Source organism: Mycoplana rhizolycopersici (assembly GCF_013378445.1).
Taxonomy (GTDB): domain Bacteria; phylum Pseudomonadota; class Alphaproteobacteria; order Rhizobiales; family Rhizobiaceae; genus Mycoplana; species Mycoplana rhizolycopersici.
Map to the genome: position 1 here is coordinate 276,083 of NZ_JABXYK010000002.1, position 23,228 is coordinate 299,310.

At 63.8% G+C, this 23,228-nt stretch carries 18 protein-coding genes; 10 read left to right on the top strand and 8 right to left on the bottom strand.

Annotation, left to right across the window (positions count from 1 at the left end; all coding sequences use genetic code 11):
• Window positions 1–106: 106 nt before the first annotated feature.
• Window positions 107–3,217 carry a cadherin-like domain-containing protein gene (locus tag HV823_RS03830; RefSeq protein WP_176948410.1) on the top strand — a complete coding sequence of 1,037 codons (3,111 nt, stop codon included), beginning with the start codon at window positions 107–109 and terminating at the stop codon, window positions 3,215–3,217.
• Window positions 3,218–3,260: 43 nt separating this feature from the next.
• Here HV823_RS03830 and uvrC read toward each other — a convergent pair whose 3' ends face one another.
• Together uvrC and HV823_RS03840 are read right to left on the bottom strand one after the other, a co-directional pair.
• Window positions 3,261–5,297, bottom strand: a complete 2,037-nt coding sequence (gene uvrC / locus HV823_RS03835; RefSeq protein ID WP_176948411.1) for an excinuclease ABC subunit UvrC — start codon at window positions 5,295–5,297, stop codon at window positions 3,261–3,263.
• Window positions 5,294–6,058 carry an SDR family oxidoreductase gene (locus HV823_RS03840; RefSeq protein WP_176948412.1) on the bottom strand — a complete coding sequence of 255 codons (765 nt, stop codon included), beginning with the start codon at window positions 6,056–6,058 and terminating at the stop codon, window positions 5,294–5,296. The genes uvrC and HV823_RS03840 overlap by 4 nt, the downstream gene beginning before the upstream one ends.
• 364 nt (window positions 6,059–6,422) lie before the next feature.
• On the opposite strand from HV823_RS03840, the gene HV823_RS03845 reads away from it, so the two are divergent.
• Window positions 6,423–7,064: an outer membrane protein gene (locus HV823_RS03845; protein WP_176948413.1), complete on the top strand. Its 642-nt coding sequence runs from the start codon at window positions 6,423–6,425 to the stop codon at window positions 7,062–7,064.
• Window positions 7,065–7,578: 514 nt separating this feature from the next.
• Here HV823_RS03845 and HV823_RS03850 read toward each other — a convergent pair.
• The 4 genes from HV823_RS03850 to HV823_RS03865 form a co-directional block, all read right to left on the bottom strand.
• On the bottom strand, window positions 7,579–8,169 hold the full coding sequence (locus HV823_RS03850; protein WP_176948414.1) for a glutathione S-transferase: 591 nt from the start codon (window positions 8,167–8,169) through the stop codon (window positions 7,579–7,581).
• Between the two features lie 21 nt (window positions 8,170–8,190).
• Window positions 8,191–9,000 (bottom strand): ribonuclease T2 family protein, encoded by an 810-nt coding sequence (locus tag HV823_RS03855; RefSeq protein ID WP_176948415.1) that lies wholly within the window; start codon window positions 8,998–9,000, stop codon window positions 8,191–8,193.
• A 6-nt stretch (window positions 9,001–9,006) separates the two neighbouring features.
• A complete protein-coding gene (locus HV823_RS03860; RefSeq protein WP_176948416.1) occupies window positions 9,007–9,462 on the bottom strand; it encodes a hypothetical protein in 456 nt (151 codons plus the stop codon).
• 120 nt (window positions 9,463–9,582) lie between these two features.
• Window positions 9,583–10,446, bottom strand: a complete 864-nt coding sequence (locus tag HV823_RS03865; RefSeq protein WP_176948417.1) for a 23S rRNA (adenine(2030)-N(6))-methyltransferase RlmJ — start codon at window positions 10,444–10,446, stop codon at window positions 9,583–9,585.
• Between the two features lie 87 nt (window positions 10,447–10,533).
• Between HV823_RS03865 and HV823_RS03870 the strand changes: the two genes are divergently transcribed.
• From HV823_RS03870 to HV823_RS03880, 3 genes are all read left to right on the top strand, one after another.
• Window positions 10,534–12,654: a molybdopterin-containing oxidoreductase family protein gene (locus tag HV823_RS03870; protein WP_176948418.1), complete on the top strand. Its 2,121-nt coding sequence runs from the start codon at window positions 10,534–10,536 to the stop codon at window positions 12,652–12,654.
• The gene (locus HV823_RS03875; protein ID WP_176948419.1) at window positions 12,651–13,235 is read left to right on the top strand and encodes an NUDIX domain-containing protein; all 585 of its coding nucleotides are present in this window, start codon (window positions 12,651–12,653) and stop codon (window positions 13,233–13,235) included. Before HV823_RS03870 ends, HV823_RS03875 begins: the two co-directional genes overlap by 4 nt.
• A gap of 337 nt (window positions 13,236–13,572) precedes the next feature.
• Complete coding sequence (locus tag HV823_RS03880; protein WP_176948420.1) at window positions 13,573–14,466, top strand: diguanylate cyclase; 894 nt, start codon at window positions 13,573–13,575, stop codon at window positions 14,464–14,466.
• A 32-nt stretch (window positions 14,467–14,498) separates the two neighbouring features.
• Here HV823_RS03880 and purN read toward each other — a convergent pair whose 3' ends face one another.
• Complete coding sequence (purN, locus tag HV823_RS03885; RefSeq protein ID WP_176948421.1) at window positions 14,499–15,167, bottom strand: phosphoribosylglycinamide formyltransferase; 669 nt, start codon at window positions 15,165–15,167, stop codon at window positions 14,499–14,501.
• A complete protein-coding gene (gene purM, locus HV823_RS03890) occupies window positions 15,164–16,237 on the bottom strand; it encodes a phosphoribosylformylglycinamidine cyclo-ligase (protein WP_176948422.1) in 1,074 nt (357 codons plus the stop codon). The genes purN and purM overlap by 4 nt, the downstream gene beginning before the upstream one ends.
• 191 nt (window positions 16,238–16,428) lie before the next feature.
• Here purM and HV823_RS03895 point away from each other — a divergent pair, with 191 nt between their 5' ends.
• The 5 genes from HV823_RS03895 to HV823_RS27015 all read left to right on the top strand — a co-directional run bounded on the left by HV823_RS03895 (window position 16,429) and on the right by HV823_RS27015 (window position 23,226).
• Window positions 16,429–17,631, top strand: a complete 1,203-nt coding sequence (locus tag HV823_RS03895; protein WP_176948679.1) for an AI-2E family transporter — start codon at window positions 16,429–16,431, stop codon at window positions 17,629–17,631.
• 11 nt (window positions 17,632–17,642) lie between these two features.
• A complete protein-coding gene (gene hdaA, locus HV823_RS03900) occupies window positions 17,643–18,344 on the top strand; it encodes a DnaA regulatory inactivator HdaA (RefSeq protein ID WP_176948423.1) in 702 nt (233 codons plus the stop codon).
• Window positions 18,345–18,409: 65 nt separating this feature from the next.
• The gene (locus HV823_RS03905; RefSeq protein ID WP_176948680.1) at window positions 18,410–20,614 is read left to right on the top strand and encodes an RNA degradosome polyphosphate kinase; all 2,205 of its coding nucleotides are present in this window, start codon (window positions 18,410–18,412) and stop codon (window positions 20,612–20,614) included.
• Window positions 20,615–20,626: 12 nt separating this feature from the next.
• Window positions 20,627–22,147 (top strand): exopolyphosphatase, encoded by a 1,521-nt coding sequence (gene ppx, locus HV823_RS03910; RefSeq protein ID WP_176948424.1) that lies wholly within the window; start codon window positions 20,627–20,629, stop codon window positions 22,145–22,147.
• Between the two features lie 251 nt (window positions 22,148–22,398).
• On the top strand, window positions 22,399–23,226 hold the full coding sequence (locus HV823_RS27015) for a M10 family metallopeptidase C-terminal domain-containing protein (RefSeq protein WP_176948425.1): 828 nt from the start codon (window positions 22,399–22,401) through the stop codon (window positions 23,224–23,226).
• Window positions 23,227–23,228: the final 2 nt, after the last annotated feature.

The following is a 23,228-nucleotide window of genomic DNA, read 5'->3' on the forward strand; positions in this document are numbered from 1 at the left end:
ACAGGTTTTGCGTGCTGCGAACTGCCGTCCCATTGATCGTGGGTTGTGGTTCGTGATTGATGCGCGCGATCAAATTCAGTTCAGGCTTCGGGAGGGCGGGTCCTCGATGGGGATCATCGGTGGAGAATTGTTGTCGGTGAACGGGTTCCTCGCGCAGGCGCCGTATCAGAGCGATGTCGTCACACTGGCGGACGGCGGTTTCGTGCTTGCCTGGAGCGGCACGGCGGCGAGCGGAACCGCCGACGTCACCTTGCGCGTCTTCAACGCCGACGGCAACCTTCGGTCCCTGGTCGACATTCCCGCTAACGCTGATCTTGCCGGGCAACAGGCAATGCCGCGGCTGACGTCGCTGGCAGGGGGCGGTTTCGCGGTCGTCTGGGCCGGGCAGACGGCAGGGGATGAGGCGGGCATCGCTTTTCGGATCTTCGATGCCAACGGCACCCCGCAGTCTGCGACCGATACGCTGGTCAATGTGGGCACCGAGGGCACCCAGTCTGTGCCGCAAATGACGTCGCTTGCCGATGGCGGGCTCGTCGTTGCCTGGCAGACCTCCGCCAGCGGCGATATCCCGTCCGGCCTGTCGTTGCGCGTTTTCGACAAGGACGGCAAGGCGAGCTCCGGCGACCAGGACGTCCGGCTCGACGTCGCCTCGGCGGGAAGTTTCTCGATAGCGGCGCTTGTCGGCGGCGGATTCGTTGTCGTTCACGACGGCGCAGCCTCTGAAGACGGCGGCGTCTCACGCGTGCGGATGCGGATTTTCGATACGGCGGGATCCGTCAAGAAGGACGCGATCGTGCCGATCTTTGCGGGCGATGGCGCTTCGCAGGCCCATCCCGTCGTTACAGCACTGGCCGATGGCGGCTTCGTCGTCGCCTGGGACGGCGAGCGCAACGGCGATTCGGCCGGCATTTCCCTGCAGATCTTCGATCCGGACGGCACCGCGCGCGCAAACACCGATTTCTCGGTGAACGAGCACGCCCGCGGCGACCAGCGCAGCCCGCTCGTCACCGCCCTGAAGGATGGCGGATTCGTCGTGCTGTGGAGCGGCGAGACCGTCCATGACGAAGCAGGCCTTGCCATGCAGGTCTACAATGCCGACGGCAAGACCAGAATGGCAGGCGACATTCCGGTGAATGCCGGAACGGACGGGGTTCAGGGCGACCCGTTCGTGGTCGCGCTCGCCGGCGGCGGCTTTGCTGTCGCCTGGACGATACAGGGCGACGATGGCTATTCCGTCTCGCTTCGCGTCTTCAACGCGACCGGGGCTGCGCGCATGTCGATCGACGAGCCGGTTGCGAAGGCGTCGGCGCTGGTGCAGGGCGCCCCGAAGATTGCGGCCCTTCGCGATGGCGGCCTGGCGCTGACCTGGCAGGCAAGCGAGGACGATGGCGTCCATCTCTACGAAAAGGTCTATCGGGCCGTCAATGACGCGCCGACCGGCGAGAGCAAGACGCTGCATGTCAAGGAAGACAGCCCCTACGTCTTCAAGGCGGAGGATTTTGGCTTCCGCGATGCCAATGGCGACCTGCTGAAGGCCGTCCATATTTCCTCTGTTCCGGCAAACGGAACACTGACGCTCGGCGGCCGCCCGGTCGTGCCGGGCCAGATGATTTCCGCAAGCGACATTGAGGCCGGCAAGCTTGCCTGGAAGGCGACGGCGAACCTGAACGGCATCGCGCTCGGCGCCCTGACCTTCAACGTCGTCGATACCGGCGGCAAGGATTTCGACGGCCGCGATACGGATCCCATCACGCGCAAGCTGACTCTCGACGTGGCGCCGGTAAACGACAATCCGAACGCGCGGGCGTTGAGCACTTCCACCTACGAGAACGCCATCTACAAGGTCGAGGTCAAGGACGCCGCCGTGGACGTCGACCGCGACGAACTGTCGATGATCAAGGCCCGCATCGTCTCCGGCTTCGGCTCGGTGATGATCGATGCCAAGAAGATGCTGATTTACAATCCGACCGTCGGGCCGAACCAGAACATCGGTGACGGCGAAAGCCGCAAGGTCGTCATCAGCTACACGGTCTCCGATGGCAAGGGCGGGACGTCGACGGCCACCATCACCCTGACCGTGATGGGTATTTCGCCCGATCTCTTTTCCGGCACGTCAGGCAACGACAAGCTGACCGGCAGCATTCACGGCGACCTGATGTACGGCAAGGGCGGCAACGACACGCTGGTGGGGGGGGAGGGCAACGACCTGATCGACGGGGGCAGCGGTATCGACACGCTGAAGGGTGAAAGCGGCAACGATACCTATGTGGCGGACGACGCCAGGGACGTGGTCGTCGAGGTCGCGAATGCCGGAACCGATATCGTGCAGGCTAGCTGCAGCTATACGCTCAGTGCCAACATCGAAAAGCTCGCCTTGATGGGATCGGGCAAATACAGCGGCACCGGCAATTCGCTCGCCAATACGATCACCGGCAATGCCGGGGCCAATACGCTGAAAGGGCTTGGCGGCAACGACCTGCTTTTCGGCGGCGGCGGCGATGACAGGCTTGAAGGCGGTGATGGGAACGACACGCTGGACGGCGGCGCCGGATCCGATCGCCTTTATGGCGGCGCCGGCAACGATCTCTATGTGGTGAGCGCCGGCGACATCGTCGTGGAGCTCAGGGGCGAGGGCACGGATACGGTGCAGGCCGGTTGCAGCTATTCGCTCACGGACAATGTCGAACGACTACTTCTTACGGGCTCCGGGAACCATGCCGGTACCGGCAATGCCTTGTCGAACCGGATCACCGGCAATGCCGGCGCGAACCTCGTGAAAGGCATGGACGGCAACGACGTGATCGACGGGGGCAGCGGGAACGACCGGCTCTACGGCGGCAACGGCAACGATACGCTCGAAGGCGGCGCGGGCACAGACAGGCTTTCCGGCGGGGCGGGGCGCGACCACTTCGTGTTCCGCAAGCTATCCGAAACGACCGTTTCCAGCGGCGGGCGCGACACCGTGCTCGATTTCTCCCACAGCGGCGGCGACCTGATCGACCTGCGCAGCATCGATGCGCGCGTGGCGACGAGTGCCGACAACGCCTTCGTGTTCATCGGCAAGTCCGGCTTCGGCAAGCACGCGGGCGAGTTGCGGTATCAGAAGAGCGGCAGCGACACGGTGCTTTCGGGCGATGTGGACGGCGACGGCAAGGCGGATTTCAGCATCCTCTTTTCCGGCGCACACACCTTCGTAAAGGCGGATTTCCTGCTGTGACGAGCCGGGCGGCGGCACAAGCGGCAGTGCCTGAGCTGCCGCGCTACCGCCCGTCTTCGTGGAAGTGATTGTAGACCAGTCGCGCAACGCTTTCGGAGATGCCTTCCACCGTCATGAGGTCGGATATGCCGGCGCGGGACACAGCCTTGGCGGTGCCGAAATGCTGCAGCAGGGCACGCTTGCGCGTTGGCCCTATTCCCGCGATCTCGTCGAGCGGGTTCTTGACCATTTCCTTCTTGCGGCGTGCCCGGTGCGAACCGATGGCGAAGCGGTGCGCCTCGTCGCGCAGCCGCTGGATGAAGTAGAGCACCGGATCGCGCGGCGGCAGCGAGAAGTCCGGCGTGCCGGCGGCGAAGAAACGCTCGCGGCCGGCCTCGCGGTCAGCCCCCTTGGCGACGCCGATGGCGACGACGTGATCGGTGATGCCGAGTTCGGCGAGAATGGCCCGCACCGCCGTCATCTGACCCTGGCCGCCGTCGATCAGGATCACGTCCGGCCACGCCGGGAAGGGCAGGTCGGCGGCTTCAGTGCAGGCGTCCACACTTCGGTCCGGCAGGCCTTCTTCCTTGATCAGCCGCGAGAAGCGGCGCGTCATCACCTCCCGCATCATGCCGAAGTCGTCACCGGGGGTGATCTCGGTCGAGCGGATGTTGAACTTCCGGTACTGCCCCTTGACGAAGCCCTCCGGCCCCGCGACCACCATGCCGCCGACCGCATTGGTGCCCATGATGTGCGAGTTGTCGTAGATTTCGATGCGGCGCGGCACGGTGGGCAGCTTGAAGGTCTGCGCGAAACCTTCGAGAAGCCGCGACTGGGATGCGGTCTCGGCGAGCTTTCGGCCATGCGCCTCGCGGGCGTTCGCCAGCACCTGGTCCACCAGGTCCTTCTTCTCGCCGCGCTGCGGCACGTGGATTGCGACCCGGTAGCCGGATTTCTCGCTCAGCGCCTGGGAAAGCAGTTCCTGCTCCTCGATCTTCTCCGATAGCAGGATCTGACGGGGACACGGCTTGTCGTCGTAGAACTGGGCGAGGAAGGCGTTCAGCACCTCGCCGCCCGCAAGCTGCGGATCGGCTTTCGGGAAATAGGCCCGGTTGCCCCAGTTCTGCCCGGTGCGGAAGAAGAACACCTGGATGCAGGAAATGCCGCCCTCGTGGTGGATGGCGAAGACGTCCGCCTCCTCGACCCCGGCCGGGTTGATGCCCTGGTGGCTCTGGACATGGGAAAGCGCTGCCAGCCGGTCGCGATAGACGGCGGCGCGCTCGAAATCCAGGTTTTCCGCCGCCTCGTTCATGGCGGCGGCGATCTGGCCCTTCACGTTCTGGCTCTTGCCGGAGAGGAAATCCTTCGCCTCCTGCACCAGCTCGCCGTAACCCTCGTCGCTGATCTCGTGCGTGCAAGGCCCCGAACAGCGCTTGATCTGGTAGAGCAGGCAGGGGCGCGTCCGGCTTTCGAAGACGCTGTCCGTACAGGTACGCAACAAGAAGGCGCGCTGCAGTGAATTGATGGTCCGGCCGACGGCGCCGGCGGATGCGAACGGTCCGAAATAGGCGCCCTTGCGGCTGCGTGCGCCCCGATGCTTGAAGATCGCAGGCGCCCGGGTGTCCGCCGTCACGAGGATATAGGGAAACGACTTGTCGTCGCGAAGCTGCACGTTGAAGCGCGGGCGCAGCCTCTTGATGAGGTTCGCCTCCAGCAGCAGCGCTTCGGTCTCCGTGCGCGTCGTGACGAACTCCATGTTCGCCGTCTCGCGGATCATCCGGCCGATGCGGTTGGAATGACCGCGGCCGAGCGCATAGTTGTTCACGCGCTTCTTCAGGCTGCGTGCCTTGCCGACATAGAGCACGTCGCCGGCCTCGTTGAACATGCGGTAGACGCCGGGGCTGTTGGGCAGGCGCTTGACGAAGGCCTGGATCAGTTCCGCGCCTCGCAAGCCTTCCTGCGACGGTTCGATCGCCTCGGACCATTCGATGTCGGGCAAGGATGAGGGGGAGGGCGCGGCTTCCGTCAGCTCCTCTTCGTCGTCCCGCTCCGTTTCGTCATAGAGGATGCCGCCATCCTGCACCGGCCGGCCGGTGGTCATTCCGTGATCTCCGCGACGTCTGGCGTTTGCCACGCAAGATGCTGGCCGCCGTCAAGGGCGATCATTTGCCCCGTAATCGAGGGCGTGTCGACCAGAAAGCGGATGGTCCGACCGAATTCGTCAAGATCAGGTCCGGATTGCAGCAGGAGCGCCTCGGTCTGCGCCTTGAAATCGGCCTCGCTCTGGCGCTCGTTCGGCAGCGTCGGCCCGGGACCGATGGCGTTGACGCGGATGCGCGGCGCCAGTGCCTGGGCCATGGTCCGCGTCGCCATCCACAGCGCCGATTTCGACAGTGTGTAGGAATAGTAGCGTGGCGTCGGGTTCCATACGCGCTGGTCGATGATGTTGACGATCAGCCCGCCCGACCCCTCCGGCAGTTGCCGGGTGAAGTCACGGGCGAGAATCGACGGCGCACGGACATGGACATCGAAATGGCGGTCCCATAGCGCGCTGTCGAGATTGCGCAGGCTGTCGGGCTTGAACAGCGAGGCGTTGTTGACGACGACGCCCAGCGTACCAAGCGCCTCCACCGCGCGATCCACCAGCAGCGCGGTCGCGTCCGCGTCGGCGAGGTCGCAGTCGAGCGCGGCGGCGCGTCCGCCATTCGCCGTGATTGTGCGGGCGATCGATCGCGCCGTCTCGATCGACGAGTTGGCGTGGATGGCGACAGCGAAACCGTTCGCCGCCAGGTCCTCGGCAATCGCGCGACCGATCCGATGGGCCGCGCCCGTCACCAGTGCTGTTCGATGAAGAATTCTCAATGAAGGGCTCGCGTCGCTTTCTGTTTGCTTAACCTGCCACAGATATAGAGATTGGAGCGAGCGCTTAAACTGGGCCGCATAAAGTTTTCAGAATAATTAACAGAAGCGTTCGATCGACAATGTTGTTTGCCGATATCGAAGTATATTTTCTATATTTGATATTATGGTTAATAAATTGCATGTTGTCGGAAAGCAACATCGCAATCTGATCATGATTGTGCCGTGAAAATTTCACATTTCCGCTCTTTCAAATCCTCAATCTTTATTCAATTTGAACTCAACCGGACGCGTAACGCCGTATATATTAGTGGTGCCGAATTGGTGTGTTGATTGCCGTCGGCATGGAATGCAAAGGAGAATTAGTATGCGTACCCTGATCACCACCCTGATGGCTTCCGCCATGTCGATCGCTGCCTTCCAGTCCGCACATGCTGCCGACGCGGTCGATCAGATCCCCCAGGCTCCGGCCGCCGAATATTCCGAGCCGGTCGCAAGCGGCAACTGGGCCGGCGGTTACGCGGGTGGTACCGTCACCTGGCAGCACGGCAACTTCCAGAAGCAGAGCGGCAACGGTGCCAACGGCTTCGGCGGCGGCGTCTACGGCGGCTACAACATGCAGAGCGGCCAGCTGGTGTACGGCGGTGAAGCCGACGTCAACTACTCGGGCATCGATTCGAAGAACTCGACCCGCGAAGCCGAGCAGGGCGTCAACGGCTCGCTGCGTGCCCGCGTCGGTGTCGACCTGAACCCGGTCCTGCTGTACGGCACGGGCGGTCTGGCCCTGTCGCGCGCCAAGATGGAGGACAACACCTCGTCCGACAAGAACACCATGGTCGGCTGGACGGCCGGCGTCGGTGCCGAAACCTTCGTCACCAACAACGTCACCGCCCGCGTCGAATACCGCTACACCGACTACGGCAGCAAGGACTTCAACCTGGACTCCGGCAAGGTCAGCGCCGGCCAGGACGAGCAGAGCGTCCGCGTCGGTATGGGCGTGAAGTTCTGATCCTCCCGATCAGGTGAATGAACGAAAGGGCCGGGCGCACAAGCGTCCGGCCCTTTGTCTTTGCGCATTCCGCACGCTGGCTCCATTATGCTGGCGCGAAACGGGAGCATTGTTCGCTGCGCCGAGGCTCCGTGGATGGATGCCGGATCAAGTCCGGCATGACGGATGCAAGGAGGTTGCCGCGCACGCGGTTGTCGGAGACAAGTGAAGCCACTGGGCACCATAAATGCCATCCAGATTCAGATGCCATGCAAATAGTGAGCAGTCACCCAGTCTGGATTTAACGCGTTCCCTTGTGCCTGGACGCGAGACTGTAGACATACCCCTTCACAGGAGACATACCCCTTCACAGGAGACATACCCCTTCACAGGCCGATTGTGGTGATGCACTCTGGAAGTGCAAGAGGCGCTGCCTTCATATCTCCGTCCTGCCGGACTTGATCCGGCATCCAGTCACCGCGCGTCTGCGCGGTGAGACAAAGCAAACAGGCCTGATAATGGCGCCGCAGCGCCCTCAATCCTTGAACTTGGCAAAGTCCGGAAACACCGCCTCGAACCGCGAGAGATACCGCTTCAGCTTCGGGCGGCCCTTCTGCCATTGGCCGGCGAAGCGCAGTTCGATGTAGCGCAGCATGGCGGCCAGCGCGAAGTGGCCGCCATGCGGCATCTTGCCGAGCCGCGGCATTGTCTTTTCCAGGTGGTCGAGCGCGCGCTCTACCTTCGCCCACTGCCGGTCGATCCAGGGCTGGTGGATCTTGTCGTCCGGCCGTGTGCGCCGTTCGTAGACGATCGCCAGCAGGCAGTCGCACACGCCGTCCGCAGTCGCCTCGAGCACATCGGCTTCCGTGCGCTTGGCGGCAGCGCGCGGGTAAAGCTTGCGGCCGGTCTCGCGGTCGATGAAATGCATGATGGCGCGACTGTCGTAGATCGCCAGCCCTTCGTCGGTCAAAAGCGTCGGGATCTTGCCCAGCGGATTGGCGGCGATCAACTCGGCCGGGTCGGCATTTGTATCGGTCGAGACATGCTCGGCATCGAGGCCGGCATAATGCGCGGCCATGCGGACCTTCGTCGAATAGGGCGAGGTGACGGAATAGAAGATCTTCAAAGTTGGTCTCCGGATGTGTCGCTAGCGGATTGGCGGTTGGGTAATCGTCTTGGCCCGGCAGGCGGCACGGTCCACCTCCGGGCAATCGCGGAAATTCAGGTCGCGCGTCATGCAGATGCGGATCTCGTCCAGCCGCCCGCCGTCGCAGGTGACGGCGATGCCGTGTTCCGTAAGGCCGGGATTGGCTTCGACGAGCGCCCCCTCTATCGCTGCCGGGCCTGTGCGGTTGCCGGTCGCCTCCTCCAGCGTGTCCGGGAGCACAAGGCGCTCGAAGGCGGCGCGGGTCGTGGCGAGGTAGTCGCGCTGCGACAGACCCGAACAACTGCCGTGCTTGCGCCACTGGTGGCCGATCAACCCCATGCTCGGGATGATGTCGAGATAGTTGCGGCCGAGAGAGGCGGGGACGCGGTCGGACTCCCGCGTTGGGCAGAATTCGGGATAGCCGCGCTCGTTCTGCGGCCACAGGCCGTGCACGATGAAGCCGGCATTGCGGCCCGCGCGGCATTGGTCGCCCTGGCCCGATGAGTCGTTGTCCATGCACCAGGTTGGCGACCAGGAGAGCGACAGCACGTAGAAATCGAAGCCGTTCCCCGTGGGAAGGGATGTGGGAAAACTGCCCTGTCGTTCGCTTTCGGCCTGCGCCGCCTTCTGTGTGGCCTGTGTGGCAGACTGTGTCGTGGCCTGCGTCACGCCGCCTGTCTGCACAGGTGGCTTGGCGTCGGCAGGGCGGGACTGGTCGTCGCTGCAACCGGCAAGCGCGAGCGGCAGGGCAATCAGAAGCGGAGCAAGGCAGCCGCGGCGGCGCCGGAGAGGCGAGGTCTTGGATGTCACGGTCGTCTAGCGAAGCGAATCACAGGAATCGCCATACACATACCAGGGGTCGAGCCCCGGAATGCAGAATTCGATGTTGCGTCCGACGCCGGCAAAGCCCCATGGCGTCTCGATCACGTAGAGAAGCGGGCGGCGGCTGCCGTCCGTCAGCGTCGCAGAGGCGACGCAGTATTCCCGCTGGACGGAGGACATGTAGTCGTTGAACGGCTCGTAGCGGCTGAGCTGCATCTTGCCGATCTCGTAGATCGACAGGTTCTGCCGGATGTAGTTGGCCGCCTTGTATTCGAAGCGGCCGGTAATGAAGCGCAGCACGCCCGGATCGGTGCATGCACCGGCAGGGATGCCGGAGGCATAGGCAGGGTGCGGACGCGCCCCGGTCTCATAGTCGGCGGACGACAAAGGCGTGGCGCAAAATGCGGCGGCGATCCAGGCGGCGATGCCTGCGGTTCTAGCGACGGTCATAGTCCCCTCCGGCGGTCCCCGGGTCGGGCCGGTCGCCGCAATGCGTTCCGTCCCGGCTGCAAAACCGCGCTGTTGCAGCCCTTGCCCGAAGCGAAGATTGCGTTCCGGTGTGGCCCTTGGTCAAGAGGCGGCCTGGTTCTCGCCGGTAATCCAGAAGCAGCGGGAGGAGGCGAAGCGGTCCTGCCGCAGCTTTTCCTTGAGGTAAGGCAGCAGGCGGCCAAGCTCCTCCTTCAGCGTGAACGGCGGGTTGACGACGATCAGACCGGAGCCCGTCAGCCCCGTCGTCTCGCGGTCGCTCTTCACGGAAAGCTCGGCGCAGAGCATCTTGGGGATGCCAAGCTCCTTCAGCGCCTTGTGAAATTCGGTGATCGGCGCGCCCTTTTTCAAGGGGTACCAGAGGCAGTATACGCCGCCCGGGAACCGCCGCCAGGCCTTGGCGAGCCCGTCGGTCAGCCGCTCGTACTCGCCCTCGATCTCGAAGGGCGGGTCGACCAGGACGATGCCGCGCTTTTCCTTCGGCGGCAGGTGCCCGCCGAGCGCCAGCCAGCCGTCCAGATGGGTGACGCGGCTCTGGAAATCCCCGTCGAACAGGCGGTGCAGGCTTTCGTAGTCGTCGGGGTGCAATTCCATCGCCGACAGCCGGTCCTGCGGACGGAACAGCATGCGCGCAAGCTTCGGCGAGCCGGGATAGAGGCGGATGCCGCCGCCGGGATTGAGCGCCTTCACCGCGTCGATATAGGGGGCGAGCAGCGCCGCAATCTCCTCCGGCAGGTCGCCGTCCAGCAGCCGGCCGATGCCGTCGCGCCATTCCCCGGTCTTCTGCGCCTCTTCGCTCGACAGGTCGTAGAGGCCGAGCCCGGCATGCGTGTCGAGCAGCCGGAATGCCTTGTCCTTGGCCTTCATGTAGGTGACGAGCCGTGCCAGCACCGCATGCTTGAGCACGTCGGCGAAGTTGCCTGCATGGTAGATGTGGCGGTAGTTCATCGAAGTTTCCGTGATGCGCCCATCAATTGTTGCGATGGGAGAATTTTATGCCTTCTTGGCGCTGCCACCCTGCAATATACAAATGCCATGAACGTTGCGACCCCCAATCTCGGCAAATCCCGGACCGGCCACTCGGTCTGTCCGCATGACTGTCCCTCCGCCTGCGCGCTCGACATCGAGATCGGCGCCGACGGGCGTATCGGCAAGGTGCGTGGCAGCGCCGACAACAGCTACACGGCAGGCGTGATCTGCGCCAAGGTTGCCCGCTATGCCGACCGGCTCTACCACCCGGACCGGCTGATGAAGCCGCTGCGCCGCACGGGCGAAAAGGGCGGGGGCGGCTGGCAGGAGGTCGCCTGGGAAGACGCGCTGGACGAGATCGCGAACGCCTTCGTCAAGGCCGAGCAGGCGCACGGAAGCGCGGCCGTCTGGCCCTACTACTATGCCGGCACGATGGGGCAGGTGCAGCGCGATTCGATCGACCGCCTGCGCCATGCCAAGCGCTATTCCGGCTTCTTCGACAGCATTTGCACCAACACGGCCTGGACCGGCTACGTGATGGGCACCGGCAGCCTCACCGGTCCCGACCCGCGCGAGATGGCCAAGGCCGACTGCGTCGTCATCTGGGGCACGAACGCGGTCGCCACCCAGGTCAACGTCATGACCCATGCGGTGAAGGCCCGCAAGGAGCGGGGCGCGAAGCTCGTCGTCATCGACATCTACGACAATCCGACGATGAAGCAGGCCGACATGGCGCTGAAGCTGCGCCCTGGCACGGACGCGGCACTCGCCTGTGCCGTCATGCACACCGCCTTTCGCGACGGCCATGCCGACCGTGCCTATATGGCAGAGTTTGCCGACGACCCGGCCGGCCTGGAGGCGCATCTGGCCTCGCGCGGGCCGGAATGGGCGGCCGCGATCACCGGGCTTTCGGTCGAGGAGATCGAGGCATTCGCCCGGCTCGTAGGCGAGACGAAGCGCACGTTCTTCCGCCTTGGCTACGGCTTCACCCGCAGCCGCAACGGCTCCGTCTCCATGCACGCCGCCTGCTCGGTCGCGACCGTGCTCGGCTCCTGGCAGCACGAGGGCGGCGGCGCCTTCCACAACAATGGCGGTATCTACCGGCTCGACAAGCGCGAGCTGATGGGCCTCGACATGATCGATCCCGACATCCGCGAGCTCGACCAGTCGCAGATCGGCCGCGTGCTCACCGGCGATCCGGTGGCACTGCGTCATCGCGGACCGGTGACGGCCATGCTGATCCAGAACACCAACCCGGCCAGCATTGCGCCCGAGCAGCGGCTGGTGAAACAGGGTTTTCTGCGCGACGACCTCTTCGTCGCGGTCCACGAGCAGTTCATGACCGATACCGCCAAGCTCGCCGACATCGTCCTGCCGGCCACCATGTTCGTCGAGCACGACGACCTCTATCGCGGCGGTGGCCACCAGCACATCCTGCTCGGGCCCAAGCTCGTCGAGCCGCCTGCGACCGTGCGCACCAATCTCTTCGTCATCGACGAGCTGGCGCGGCGCCTCGGCGTATCGAACATGCCTGGCTTCGGCCTTTCGGAGCGCGAGCACATTACCCGCATGCTGCCGCATTACGAGATCGACTATGACGGTCTGGCCGCGGCGAAGTGGATCGATTGCCAGCCGGACTTCGAGACTGCGCACTACCGGAAGGGCTTTGGCCATCCGGACGGAAAATTCCGCTTTCGCCCCGACTGGACGGCAACGCCCGCCCCGAACCGGCCGCCGGCATCGATCGGCCCGCTCGGCCCGCACGCCGCACTGCCGGACTTTCCGGACTATGTCGAGGTGATCGAGGTGGCGGACGCCGACCATCCCTTCCGCCTGGCCACCCCGCCAGCCCGCACCTACCTGAATTCGAGCTTCACAGAGATGAAGTGGTCGCGCGACCGCGAGGGCCGGCCGGAAGTGATGATCCATCCCGAAGACGCCCAGTCCCGAGGAATCGGCGACGGCGACGTCGTCAAGATTGGCAACGTCCGCGGCGAGATCCGCCTGCATGCGAAGGTGACGGGCGAGGGCAAGCCGGGCGTGCTGATCTGCGAGGGCATCTGGCCGAACGATGCCCATCTCGACGGCGAGGGCATCAACGTGCTGACCGGCGCCGATCCCGTCGCGCCCTATGGCGGCGCTGCCCTGCACGATAACCGCGTCTGGCTCGAAAAAGAGGTTTCATGACGAAGTTTCGCGACGCGAAGATCGAGGTCGTCTCAGACGAAACCCTATCCGACAACTGGTACCACCTGCGCAAGGTGACCTTCGACTACACCGGCTCGGACGGCCACACCGTCCGCCTCGAGCGCGAGGTCTACGACCGCGGAAACGGCGCGACGATCCTGCTGCACGACCGGAAGCGCGATACGATCATCCTCGTGCGCCAGTTCCGAATGCCCGCCTATCAGAACGGCGATTCCGGCTGGCTGCTGGAGACGCCTGCGGGCCTGCTCGACGGCGACCATCCGGCCGACGCCATCCGCCGCGAGGTGATGGAGGAGACCGGCTACCGGATCGGCGAGGTGAAATCGCTGTTCCGCGCCTTCATGAGCCCGGGCGCGGTCACCGAACTCGTCCACTTCTTCGCAGCCGAGATCGATGCCTCGGTGCGCGAGGGCAACGGCGGCGGCGCCGACCATGAGCACGAGGACATCGAGGTCGTCGAAATCGGTCTCGACGAGGCGGCCCGCATGATTGAGACCGGCGAGATCTGCGACGGCAAGACGATCATGCTGGTGCAGTGGGCGCTGTTGCAGCGGAAGTAGCGCTTTGGCCTGTTGTTCGGGCGCAGCCGAAGCTTGATGTGACGGGTCAGCTCGCGCAGTTTCTGGTACGCGACTGAAGACAGGCTGTCTTCGTTCAAGCCGTATCGGAGCTGGACATCAAGGGCAGTGGCACGTTCCACCGCAGGTTTGCCTCACTCCGTCGGTCAAGAATGCCTGCCGCTTTCCGGGAGCTATGCATTTAGAAAAGTGAAATGCCGTTGTGGCAATTAGGAGGAACCGGGAGGCTGACTTGCAAGTGAAATGCGCGCGTGTGCCACGGCACATGCAAGTGTTTTGGGCAGGGCCGTGTCGGTAGGTAACGCCGGAAAGTGGTATCGTGTTTTCGCAACAGCAATTGGTTTCAATCCTTTCCTCCCTCCCGGACCCCGCATTCATCCTCACGCGCAGTGGCCGCTATGCAGCGGTATTCGGAGGGAAGGACCTCCGGCACTATCATGACGGTAGCGCCCTTGTCGGGCGCAGCATGTTTGAAGTGCTGAAGGAGGAGAAGGCTCAGTGGTTTGCTGACGAAATTGAAAAGGCGCTGGAAAGCGGTGTACTCCATATCGTCGAATACGAACTCAGCGGCAGCGACGTCAAGGGAGCCGGCGACGGCCCCAGTCATTCCATCTGGTTCGAAGGCCGCATCCAGGCGTTGAGTTTCCAGGTGGAGGGCGAGGCTGCCGTCGTCTGGGTGGCGAGCAACATCACCGACAAGAACGACGTTCAGAAAAAGCTGCGCCAACTCAGCGAAACGGACGCCCTGACCGGGCTGTACAACCGACGGAAGCTGATGGAGACCTTGGATCACCAGCTGGCGATCTTTGAGCGGGAAAGGTCTCAGACTTCTGTCCTCGTCTTCGATCTCGACAATTTCAAACGGCTCAATGACGAGATGGGGCATCACGCAGGTGACGCGGCCCTCGTGGAAATTGCGCGCCTGTGCCGCCAGCATCTGCGCCAGAGCGATGTGATTGCCCGTTTCGGCGGAGACGAATTCGTGGTCGTGATGCCCGGCACCCATCGCGGCGACGCGTTGGAAATTGCCGAGCGGCTGCGCGAACGTGTTCCCATCATCCTGAGGGAGAACGTGCGCTATGAATCGACGATCAGCGGCGGCATCAGCGAGTTCGGTCGGCCGGATCGGTTTTCCAGCGATGTACTGAAACGCGCCGATGAGGGGCTTTATCTGTCGAAACGGGCCGGCCGCAACCGGATCTCGGCTCTTTGAATGCCAGCCGGGGATTCCGGTGACCAGGGGATCTAACGGTTCGGAACGATGAGCGATCCCGTGGATTCGCCTGCCGGCGCATCGACCGCCACCGCCTTGCCGCCTTCCATCCTCACCTTGCCTTCGGCAAACAGCTTCAGCGCCAGCGGATAGGCCCGGTGCTCCACCGTCAGCACCCGCGCTGCAAGATCGCCGGGCGTGTCGCCTGAAAGCACAGGTACTGCCGCCTGGACGATCTGCGGGCCCTCGTCCATGCCTTCCGTGACGAAGTGCACCGTGCAGCCGGCGAGCTTCATGCCGGCCTCGATGGCGCGGCGATGGGTGTCGAGGCCGGGGAAGAGCGGCAGCAGCGAGGGGTGGATGTTGAGGATCCTGCCTTCGTAGCGGGAAATGAAGCGGCCCGAAAGCAGGCGCATGTAGCCTGCGAGGCAGACGATGTCGGGGCGCTGGCGGTCGAGTTCGGCGAGGATCGCCTCCTCGTGCGCCTCCTTCGAGGCGAAATCCTTGCGGGCGAAGGCGAAGGTCGGAATGCCCCGCGCCTTTGCCTTGGCAAGTCCGCCTGCGTCCGGCTTGTCGGAAAAGACGGCGACGATCTCGGCCGGGAAGTCCGGCGCCGCGCAGCTGTCGGCAAGCTTGACCATGTTGGAGCCGCTGCCGGAGACGAAGGCGACGACGCGCTTGCGGGTGACGCCTGAACTCATAGGGCGAGCGTGCCCTTGTAGCTGGTGCCGGACGCGCGTTCCGTGCGGGCGACCATGCGGCCGAGCGTGAGGACGGTTTCGCCTTCGGCCGCAAGCACCGCACTGACGCGCTCGACGTCATTCGCCGAAACGACGGCGATCATGCCGACGCCGCAGTTGAAGGTGCGCAGCATTTCGGTCGCGGCGACCCCGCCGGTCTTCGACAGCCAGGAAAAGACGGAGGGCGCCTTCACGGCGTCGAGGTCGATCTCGGCTGCGAGGTGCTTCGGCAACACGCGCGGAATGTTTTCCGGGAAGCCGCCGCCGGTGATGTGCGCCAGCGCCTTGATCGCACCGGTCTCGCGGATCGCTTTCAGAAGCGGCTTCACATAGATCTTTGTCGGTGTCATCAGCGCTTCGGCCAGCGTCTTGCCTTCAGTAAACGGGGCGGGGGCGTCCCAGGCAAGCCCGGACAGTGCCACGATCTTGCGCACCAGCGAATAGCCGTTGGAGTGGACGCCGGAGGAGGCAAGGCCCAGGATCACGTCGCCTTCCGCGATGTCGCCGGCCGGCAAAAGCTTGCCGCGCTCGGCGGCACCCACGGCAAAGCCCGCGAGGTCGTAGTCGCCGCCGGCATACATGCCCGGCATCTCGGCGGTTTCCCCGCCGATCAGCGCGCAGCCGGCCTGGCGGCAGCCCTCGGCGATGCCGCCGACGATCGCCGCACCCTGGTCGGGATCGAGCTTGCCGGTGGCGAAATAGTCGAGGAAGAACAGCGGCTCCGCACCCTGCACCACGAGGTCGTTGACGCACATGGCGACGAGGTCGATGCCGACGGTGTCGTGTTTGTCGGCGTCGATTGCGATCTTCAGCTTGGTGCCGACGCCGTCATTGGCGGCGACCAGAACCGGATCGGAAAAACCTGCCGCTTTCAGGTCGAACAGGCCGCCGAAGCCGCCGATCTCGCCGTCGGCGCCGGGGCGGCGGGTGGAGCGTACGGCCGGCTTGATCTTCTCGACCAGCAGGTTGCCCGCGTCGATATCGACGCCCGCATCGCTGTAGGTCAGGCCGTTTCTGTCAGACTGGCTCATCGTCCGCTCTCCGCTTTCTGGCAATTGCGCCCGATTGGCACGTCGGGGCCGCAAGTGCAAGCGCAATGCCCGGATCGCCCGGCTTTTTTAACGTTTTTGCCGGCCCGAAGGCCGCATCCCGAAAGCACGCCGTCGATTTACCCGCCGCGACCTTGACCATTCTCTCCAGTGCAGCCTATTTCAACATCAGGATGCGTTTCAGTCAGGGTAGGGCGGTCGTGAAGGGTCACGAAACAGTACATCGCAGCGCGGCCCCTGGCCAGGTTTCCGGCCATGTCAGCGGTGCCGGGCTGAAGCGGCAGGTCATCTTCTGGCTGATCGCGCTGGCCGGCCTCGTGCTGTTCTTGATGATCTTCAGCTCGATCCTGCTGCCTTTCGTCGCCGGCATGGCGCTCGCCTATTTCCTCGATCCGGTCGCCGACAGGCTGGAGCGCTTCGGCCTCAGCCGCACCATGGCGACGGTCTTCATCCTCGTCGCCTTCGTCATCCTGTTTGCCCTTTCGCTGATGATCATCATCCCGCTTCTGGCGACGCAGGCCTCCGATCTCTTCTCCAAGCTGCCCGGTTACATCACCCAGTTGCAGGAACTGGTTACGAGCTTCAACCCCGATATCCTGCCGCCCTGGATCAGCAGCCAGATGGGCACGATCAAGCAGGGCTTCGGCAGCGTCCTAGCCGAAGGTGCCGGGCTGCTCGGCACTGTCTTCAAGCAGATCTGGAATTCCGGGCTTGCGCTCGTCGACATCGCCTCGCTGCTCATCGTGACCCCCGTCGTCGCCTTCTACCTGCTGCTCGACTGGGACCGGATGATCGCCAAGGTCGACAGTTGGATTCCGCGCCAGCACGTCACGACCGTCCGCCAGATCGCAACCGAGATGAACACCGCCATCGCCGGCTTTGTCCGCGGGCAGGGTTCGATCTGCATCATTCTCGGCCTGTATTACGGCGTTGGGCTGACATCCGTCGGACTGAACTTCGGCCTGCTGATCGGCCTCTTCGCCGGCATGATCAGCTTCGTGCCGTATGTGGGCTCGATGGTGGGGCTCGTTCTCTCGGTCGGCGTCGCCATCGTTCAGTTCTGGCCGGACTACCTGTGGATCGGCGCCGTGCTCGCGATCTTCTTCTCCGGGCAGTTCATCGAGGGCAACATCCTGCAGCCGAAGCTCGTGGGAAAGCAGGTCGGCCTCCACCCGGTTTGGCTGATGTTCGCGCTGTTCGCCTTCGGCGCCCTGTTCGGCTTCGTCGGCCTGCTGGTGGCGGTTCCCGCCTCCGCTGCGATCGGCGTGCTTGTCCGTTTCGGCCTTCAGCGCTACCTTGACAGCGACGTCTATCACGGTCAGGGCAATCCGCCCGCCGTCCGGAAGAAGGAAACACCTTCCGTTCGCAAGCCGTAGCCGAGTATCACATGAAATCGCCCAAACCAGCAGAACAGCTACCGCTGGAGTTCCAGCACGTTTCCTCGTCAGGTCGCGACGACCTGCTGATATCCGATCCGCTGAGCGCCGCTGTCTCCGTCGTCGATGCCTGGCCGAACTGGCCGTCGCCGGTGGTGATCCTGGCCGGCCCGATCGGTTCGGGCAAGACGCATCTCGCCTCGATCTGGCGCGAGCGTTCGGGCGCTGCCGAAATCCGCCCGCTGGAAGGCGAGGGGGCGGAAGAGATGGCGGCCGCAGGCCCGGTGCTGTTCGAGGATGCCGACCGGTGCGGCTTTGACGACCGTTCGCTCTTCCATGTCATCAACAACGTCCGCCAGAACGGCAACACCCTTCTGATGACCTCGCGCCTTTGGCCGATGTCCTGGCCGGTTGAACTGCCGGACCTGCGCTCGCGTCTCAAGGCTGCGACGGTGGTGGAGATCGGCGAGCCCGACGACGAGCTTCTGTCGCAAGTGATCGTCAAACTCTTCGCCGACCGCCAGCTTTTCGTGGACGACCGCCTCGTCGCCTACATGGTCGCGCGGATGGAACGGTCCCTCGATGCCGCGCAAAAGGTTGTGGACCGCCTCGACAGGCTGGCGCTGGCGCGCGGCAGTCGCATCACGCGAGCGCTAGCACAGGAGGTGCTCGGCCAGATGGCCGAGGGGGATAGCCCCGACCTCGGGGATTGACTGTCATAGAACCGTCGTCAAACTGCGCTAACAGCCTGAACAAAAACAACGGGGCGGTTATGGACATGGATGCAGTACCGACGAAAAACGAGAGCGCAGAAGAGCCGCTGGAATTCGACAATGCGCAGGCTCTCACGGAGTTGATGAAGAGCCCCGAACGCTTCGTGAACCGCGAGTTCTCGTGGCTTCAGTTCAATCGCCGCGTTCTCGAGGAAACCCTCAACACCGCCCATCCGCTGCTCGAGCGCGTGCGCTTCCTGTCGATCTCGGCGGCGAACCTCGACGAGTTCTTCATGGTCCGGGTCGCCGGCCTGGAGGGGCAGGTCCGCCAGGGGATTGCCATACGCAGCCCGGACGGCAAGACCTCGGCCGAGCAGCTGGACGATATCCTGAAGGAAATCGACAACCTGCAGATGGAGCAGCAGGCTTCGCTGGCCGTGCTGCAGCAGTATCTCGCCAAGGAAGACATCGTCATCATCCGGCCAACCGCCCTGAAGGGCGACGACCGCAGCTGGCTCGCCCAGGAGTTCGAGCAGTCGATCTTCCCGGTGCTGACGCCTCTTTCCATCGACCCGGCGCATCCGTTCCCCTTCATCCCCAACCTAGGCTTCTCGATGGGGCTGCAGCTGGTCCACAAGCGCGATCGCGAGCCGATGACGGCACTGCTGCGCCTGCCGCCCGCGCTGGACCGTTTCATCCGGCTGCCGGACGATGGCGCAGTCATTCGCTACATCACGCTGGAGGACGCCGTCAGCCTCTTCATCGACAGGCTGTTCCCCGGCTACGAGGTGCAGGGCTCCGGTACGTTCCGCATCATCCGCGACAGCGATATCGAGGTTGAGGAAGAGGCCGAGGATCTCGTCCGCTTCTTCGAAACCGCTCTGAAGCGCCGCCGCCGCGGTTCGGTGATCCGTATCGAGACCGATTCCGAAATGCCGGAATCGTTGCGCCATTTCGTCGTGAACGAACTCGGCGTACCGGAAAACCGCGTTGCCGTCCTGCCGGGATTGCTCGCGCTCAACACGCTGTCGGAGATCACCAAGGCCCCGCGCAACGACCTGCGCTTCGAGCCCTACAATGCGCGATTTCCCGAGCGCGTCCGCGAGCACGCCGGCGATTGCTTCGCCGCCATCCGCGAAAAAGACATGGTCGTCCACCACCCCTACGAGTCCTTCGACGTGGTGGTCCAGTTTCTTCTCCAGGCTGCGCGCGATCCTGAGGTCGTGGCGATAAAGCAGACGCTCTACCGCACCTCCAACGACAGCCCGATCGTACGCGCGCTGATCGACGCCGCCGAGGCCGGCAAGTCGGTGACGGCACTGGTGGAGCTCAAGGCGCGATTTGACGAAGAGGCCAACATCCGCTGGGCGCGCGACCTGGAACGCGCCGGCGTACAGGTTGTCTTCGGCTTCATCGAATTGAAGACGCACGCAAAGATGTCGCTCGTGGTCCGCCGCGAGGAGGGCAGGTTGCGCAGCTACTGCCATCTCGGTACCGGCAACTACCACCCGGTCACCGCGAAGATCTACACCGACCTGTCGTTCTTCACCTGCAACCCGTTGATCGCCCACGACATGGCGAACATCTTCAACTTCATCACCGGCTACGGCGAGCCCGAAGCCGACATGCAGATCGCGATTTCGCCGCATACCTTGCGTCCGCGCATCCTGCGCAACATCGAAAACGAGATCGAGCATGCCCGCAACGGCGCGCCGTCGGCGATCTGGATGAAGATGAACTCGCTTGTCGATCCGGACATCATAGACGCGCTCTATCGTGCCAGCCAGGCGGGCGTCGAGGTCGATCTCGTCGTGCGCGGCATCTGCTGCCTGCGTCCGCAGGTGGCTGGCCTGTCGGACAACATCCGGGTCAAGTCGATCGTCGGCCGCTTCCTGGAGCATTCCCGCATCTTCTGTTTCGGCAATGGTCACGGGCTTCCCTCCGAGAAGGCGCTCGTCTATATAGGCTCGGCGGACATGATGCCGCGTAACTTGGACCGGCGCGTCGAAACGCTGGTTCCGTTGACCAACCGCACTGTGCATGAACAGGTTCTATCGCAGATCATGCTGGGCAATCTGATCGATAACCAGCAGAGCTATGAGATCCTTTCGGATGGAACTTCGCGGCGCATGCAGGTGCCGCAGGGGACCGAGCCGTTCAATGCGCAGCATTATTTCATGACCAACCCGAGCCTGTCAGGGCGGGGGGAGGCCCTCAAGTCGAGCGCGCCGAAGGCGATTGCCGGCTGGAAGAGCCAGCGCAAACGGTAAAATTGGATTTGCATGGTTGAATCTGAAGCGCAGGGGCGCCTGCCCGGCATCGCCCCGGTATCGGTCGTCGATATCGGGTCGAACTCCATACGTCTCGTCATCTACGAGGGGATGATCCGGGCGCCTGCCATTCTCTTCAACGAGAAGGTCATGTGCGGGCTCGGCAGGGGGCTGGCGAAGACCGGTCGCATGGACGATGCGAGCGTGGAACGGGCGCTGGCCGCGCTTCATCGTTTCAAGGCTCTCTCCCATCAGGCCCGCGCCAACCGGATGTATGCGCTTGCGACTGCAGCAGCGCGCGAAGCGGAAAACGGCCCGGATTTCATCGCGCGCGCGGAGGAAATCCTCGAGCACAAGGTTCGGGTTCTGACCGGTGACGAGGAAGCCTATTTTTCCGCACTCGGCATCATCAGCGGCTTCCATGACCCCGACGGCATCGTCGGCGACCTCGGCGGGGGCTCGCTGGAAGTCGTGGATGTTGCAGGCGATACGATCGGGACAGGACTGACCCTGCCGCTGGGCGGCATCCGCCTGTCGGAAGCCTCCACAGGTTCCGTCGCCCAGGCGCGCACCATCGCCCGCAAGCATCTGAAGACGGCGGGGCTCCTCAAGCGCGGGCAGGGGCGTACCTTCTATGCCGTCGGCGGCACCTGGCGCTCGATCGCCAAGCTGCACATGGAAGTAAAGAACTATCCGCTGCACATGATGCAGGGCTACGAGGTTTCCTTCGAGGAAGCGATGGACTTCCTGACCTACGTTGTCACCAGCAAGGACACGAAGGATCCCGCCTACGCCACCATCTCCAAGAACCGCCGCAACCTTCTTCCCTTCGGCGCCGTGGCCATGCAGGAAGCGATCGCGCTGATGCGGCCGGCCAGGGTGTCGTTTTCGTCGCAGGGCGTGCGCGAGGGCTATCTCTATTCGTTGCTGCCGGAACAGGAAAAGCAGCGCGATCCGCTGCTGGCCGCGGCCGAGGAACTGGCGATCCTGCGTGCCCGTTCGCCCGAGCACGCCCGCGAACTTGCCGACTGGACCGGCCAGACCATGCCGCTTTTCGGCATCGAGGAGACCGAGCAGGAGGCGCGATACCGCCAGGCCGCCTGCCTTCTCGCTGACATCAGCTGGCGCGCCCACCCCGACTACCGTGGTCTGCAGGCGCTCAACATCATTGCGCACGGCACCTTCACCGGCATCACCCATTCCGGCCGCGCCTACATCGCCCTTGCGAACTACTATCGTTTCGAAGGGCTCTACGACGACGGCGCCTCCGGTCCGCTGGCGGCGATCGCAACGCCGCGCATGCTGATGCTCGCCAAGCTGCTCGGCGGACTTCTGCGTGTCGTCTACCTCTTTTCCGCCTCCATGCCCGGCGTGGTGCGCAACCTGTCGATCCGCAAGGCGGTCGCGCCGGAACTGGACCTCGAATTCGTCGTCCCCGCGACCTATGCCGACTTCGCCGGCGAGCGCCTGGAGGGCCGGCTGCAGCAGCTTGCCAAGCTCACGGGGCTCAAGATCGCGTTCGTGGCGGGATAGGGCGGTGCGGAGGGCGTTCGGGGCGCTGCGGGCCCGGGACGACGCCGTCCACGTGCTGGCTTTCCGGCATCAGAAGGAAGCTGGCTGCTGAAACCCCGGCATGAGCGCCCGTTCGAAGTCGCGTTTCCTTTGAAAAAATAAGCACATACGCTTGTGTTTTAACCGCCGGTGTAGAGCCGCGTTAACGTCTCGCCCTTACGTTGCGCCACGGCAGCACAGGTCTGCCGCAGTGCATTCAAGGGGCATTATTCATGGCTAAGATCACGCTCGGCAGCATGGGCAAAAGCAAGGGCTTCAATTTCGGCAATTTCTACGATCTCGATATTCTCGACTACGACAACACCACCACGCCCAATTCCAAGGGCTTCAAGATGTTCGCCGACGGCAAGAACTACACCGAACTGAAGGGGACAGGCCTCAAATACATTTTCGAGGACGGCGAGATATTCGGCCTCAAGTCGGGCACGGTCACCGGCCTGAAGCATGTCGAGGGTGGCAAGATGCTGCTGTCCATCACCGATCTGAAGATGTCCGCCAAGACCTTCAGCTCCACGTTCGAGGACGATGGACCCGACGCCCTCGAGCTGATCCTTTCCGGCAACGACACGATAACAGGCACCAAGTTCGCCGACGCGATCACCGGCGGCGGCGGCAAGGACACGCTGAACGGCGGCGGCGGAGCGGACAAGCTCTACGGCGGTTCAGGCGATGACAAGCTCTACGGTGGCGCCGGCCGCGACGAACTTCTCGGCGGTGCCGGAAAGGATACCTTCATCTTCAAGAAGGCCTCCGACAGCACGGTCAAGGCCTCCGGCCGCGACACGATCCTCGATTTCTCCAAGAAGCAGGGCGACCGGATCGACGTGTCCGATATCGATGCGAAGACCAAGGCTTCCGGCGACCAGGACTTCGCCTTCATCGGCACGAAGGACTTCTCCAAGAAATCAGGCGAACTGCGCTACGAGAAGAAGAAGGCCGATACCTACGTCTATGGCGACACCAACGGCGACGGCAAGGCCGACTTCGCCATTCATATCGACAGCGCCCTGAAGCTCGACAAGGGCGACTTCCTGCTCTGAGA

What these genes read in the sequence shown, in the direction of transcription:
- purN (WP_176948421.1), bottom strand. Translation starts at nt 15,167, where the DNA reads ATGAGTTCAGGCGTCACCCGCAAGCGCGTCGTCGCCTTCGTCTCCGGC.
- HV823_RS03830 (WP_176948410.1), top strand. Translation starts at nt 107, where the DNA reads ATGGGGATCATCGGTGGAGAATTGTTGTCGGTGAACGGGTTCCTCGCG.
- ppx (WP_176948424.1), top strand. Translation starts at nt 20,627, where the DNA reads ATGGTTGAATCTGAAGCGCAGGGGCGCCTGCCCGGCATCGCCCCGGTA.
- HV823_RS03865 (WP_176948417.1), bottom strand. Translation starts at nt 10,446, where the DNA reads ATGAACTACCGCCACATCTACCATGCAGGCAACTTCGCCGACGTGCTC.
- HV823_RS03870 (WP_176948418.1), top strand. Translation starts at nt 10,534, where the DNA reads ATGAACGTTGCGACCCCCAATCTCGGCAAATCCCGGACCGGCCACTCG.
- HV823_RS03845 (WP_176948413.1), top strand. Translation starts at nt 6,423, where the DNA reads ATGCGTACCCTGATCACCACCCTGATGGCTTCCGCCATGTCGATCGCT.
- uvrC (WP_176948411.1), bottom strand. Translation starts at nt 5,297, where the DNA reads ATGACCACCGGCCGGCCGGTGCAGGATGGCGGCATCCTCTATGACGAA.
- HV823_RS03905 (WP_176948680.1), top strand. Translation starts at nt 18,410, where the DNA reads ATGGATGCAGTACCGACGAAAAACGAGAGCGCAGAAGAGCCGCTGGAA.
- HV823_RS27015 (WP_176948425.1), top strand. Translation starts at nt 22,399, where the DNA reads ATGGCTAAGATCACGCTCGGCAGCATGGGCAAAAGCAAGGGCTTCAAT.
- HV823_RS03875 (WP_176948419.1), top strand. Translation starts at nt 12,651, where the DNA reads ATGACGAAGTTTCGCGACGCGAAGATCGAGGTCGTCTCAGACGAAACC.
- purM (WP_176948422.1), bottom strand. Translation starts at nt 16,237, where the DNA reads ATGAGCCAGTCTGACAGAAACGGCCTGACCTACAGCGATGCGGGCGTC.
- HV823_RS03895 (WP_176948679.1), top strand. Translation starts at nt 16,429, where the DNA reads ATGCGTTTCAGTCAGGGTAGGGCGGTCGTGAAGGGTCACGAAACAGTA.
- HV823_RS03860 (WP_176948416.1), bottom strand. Translation starts at nt 9,462, where the DNA reads ATGACCGTCGCTAGAACCGCAGGCATCGCCGCCTGGATCGCCGCCGCA.
- hdaA (WP_176948423.1), top strand. Translation starts at nt 17,643, where the DNA reads ATGAAATCGCCCAAACCAGCAGAACAGCTACCGCTGGAGTTCCAGCAC.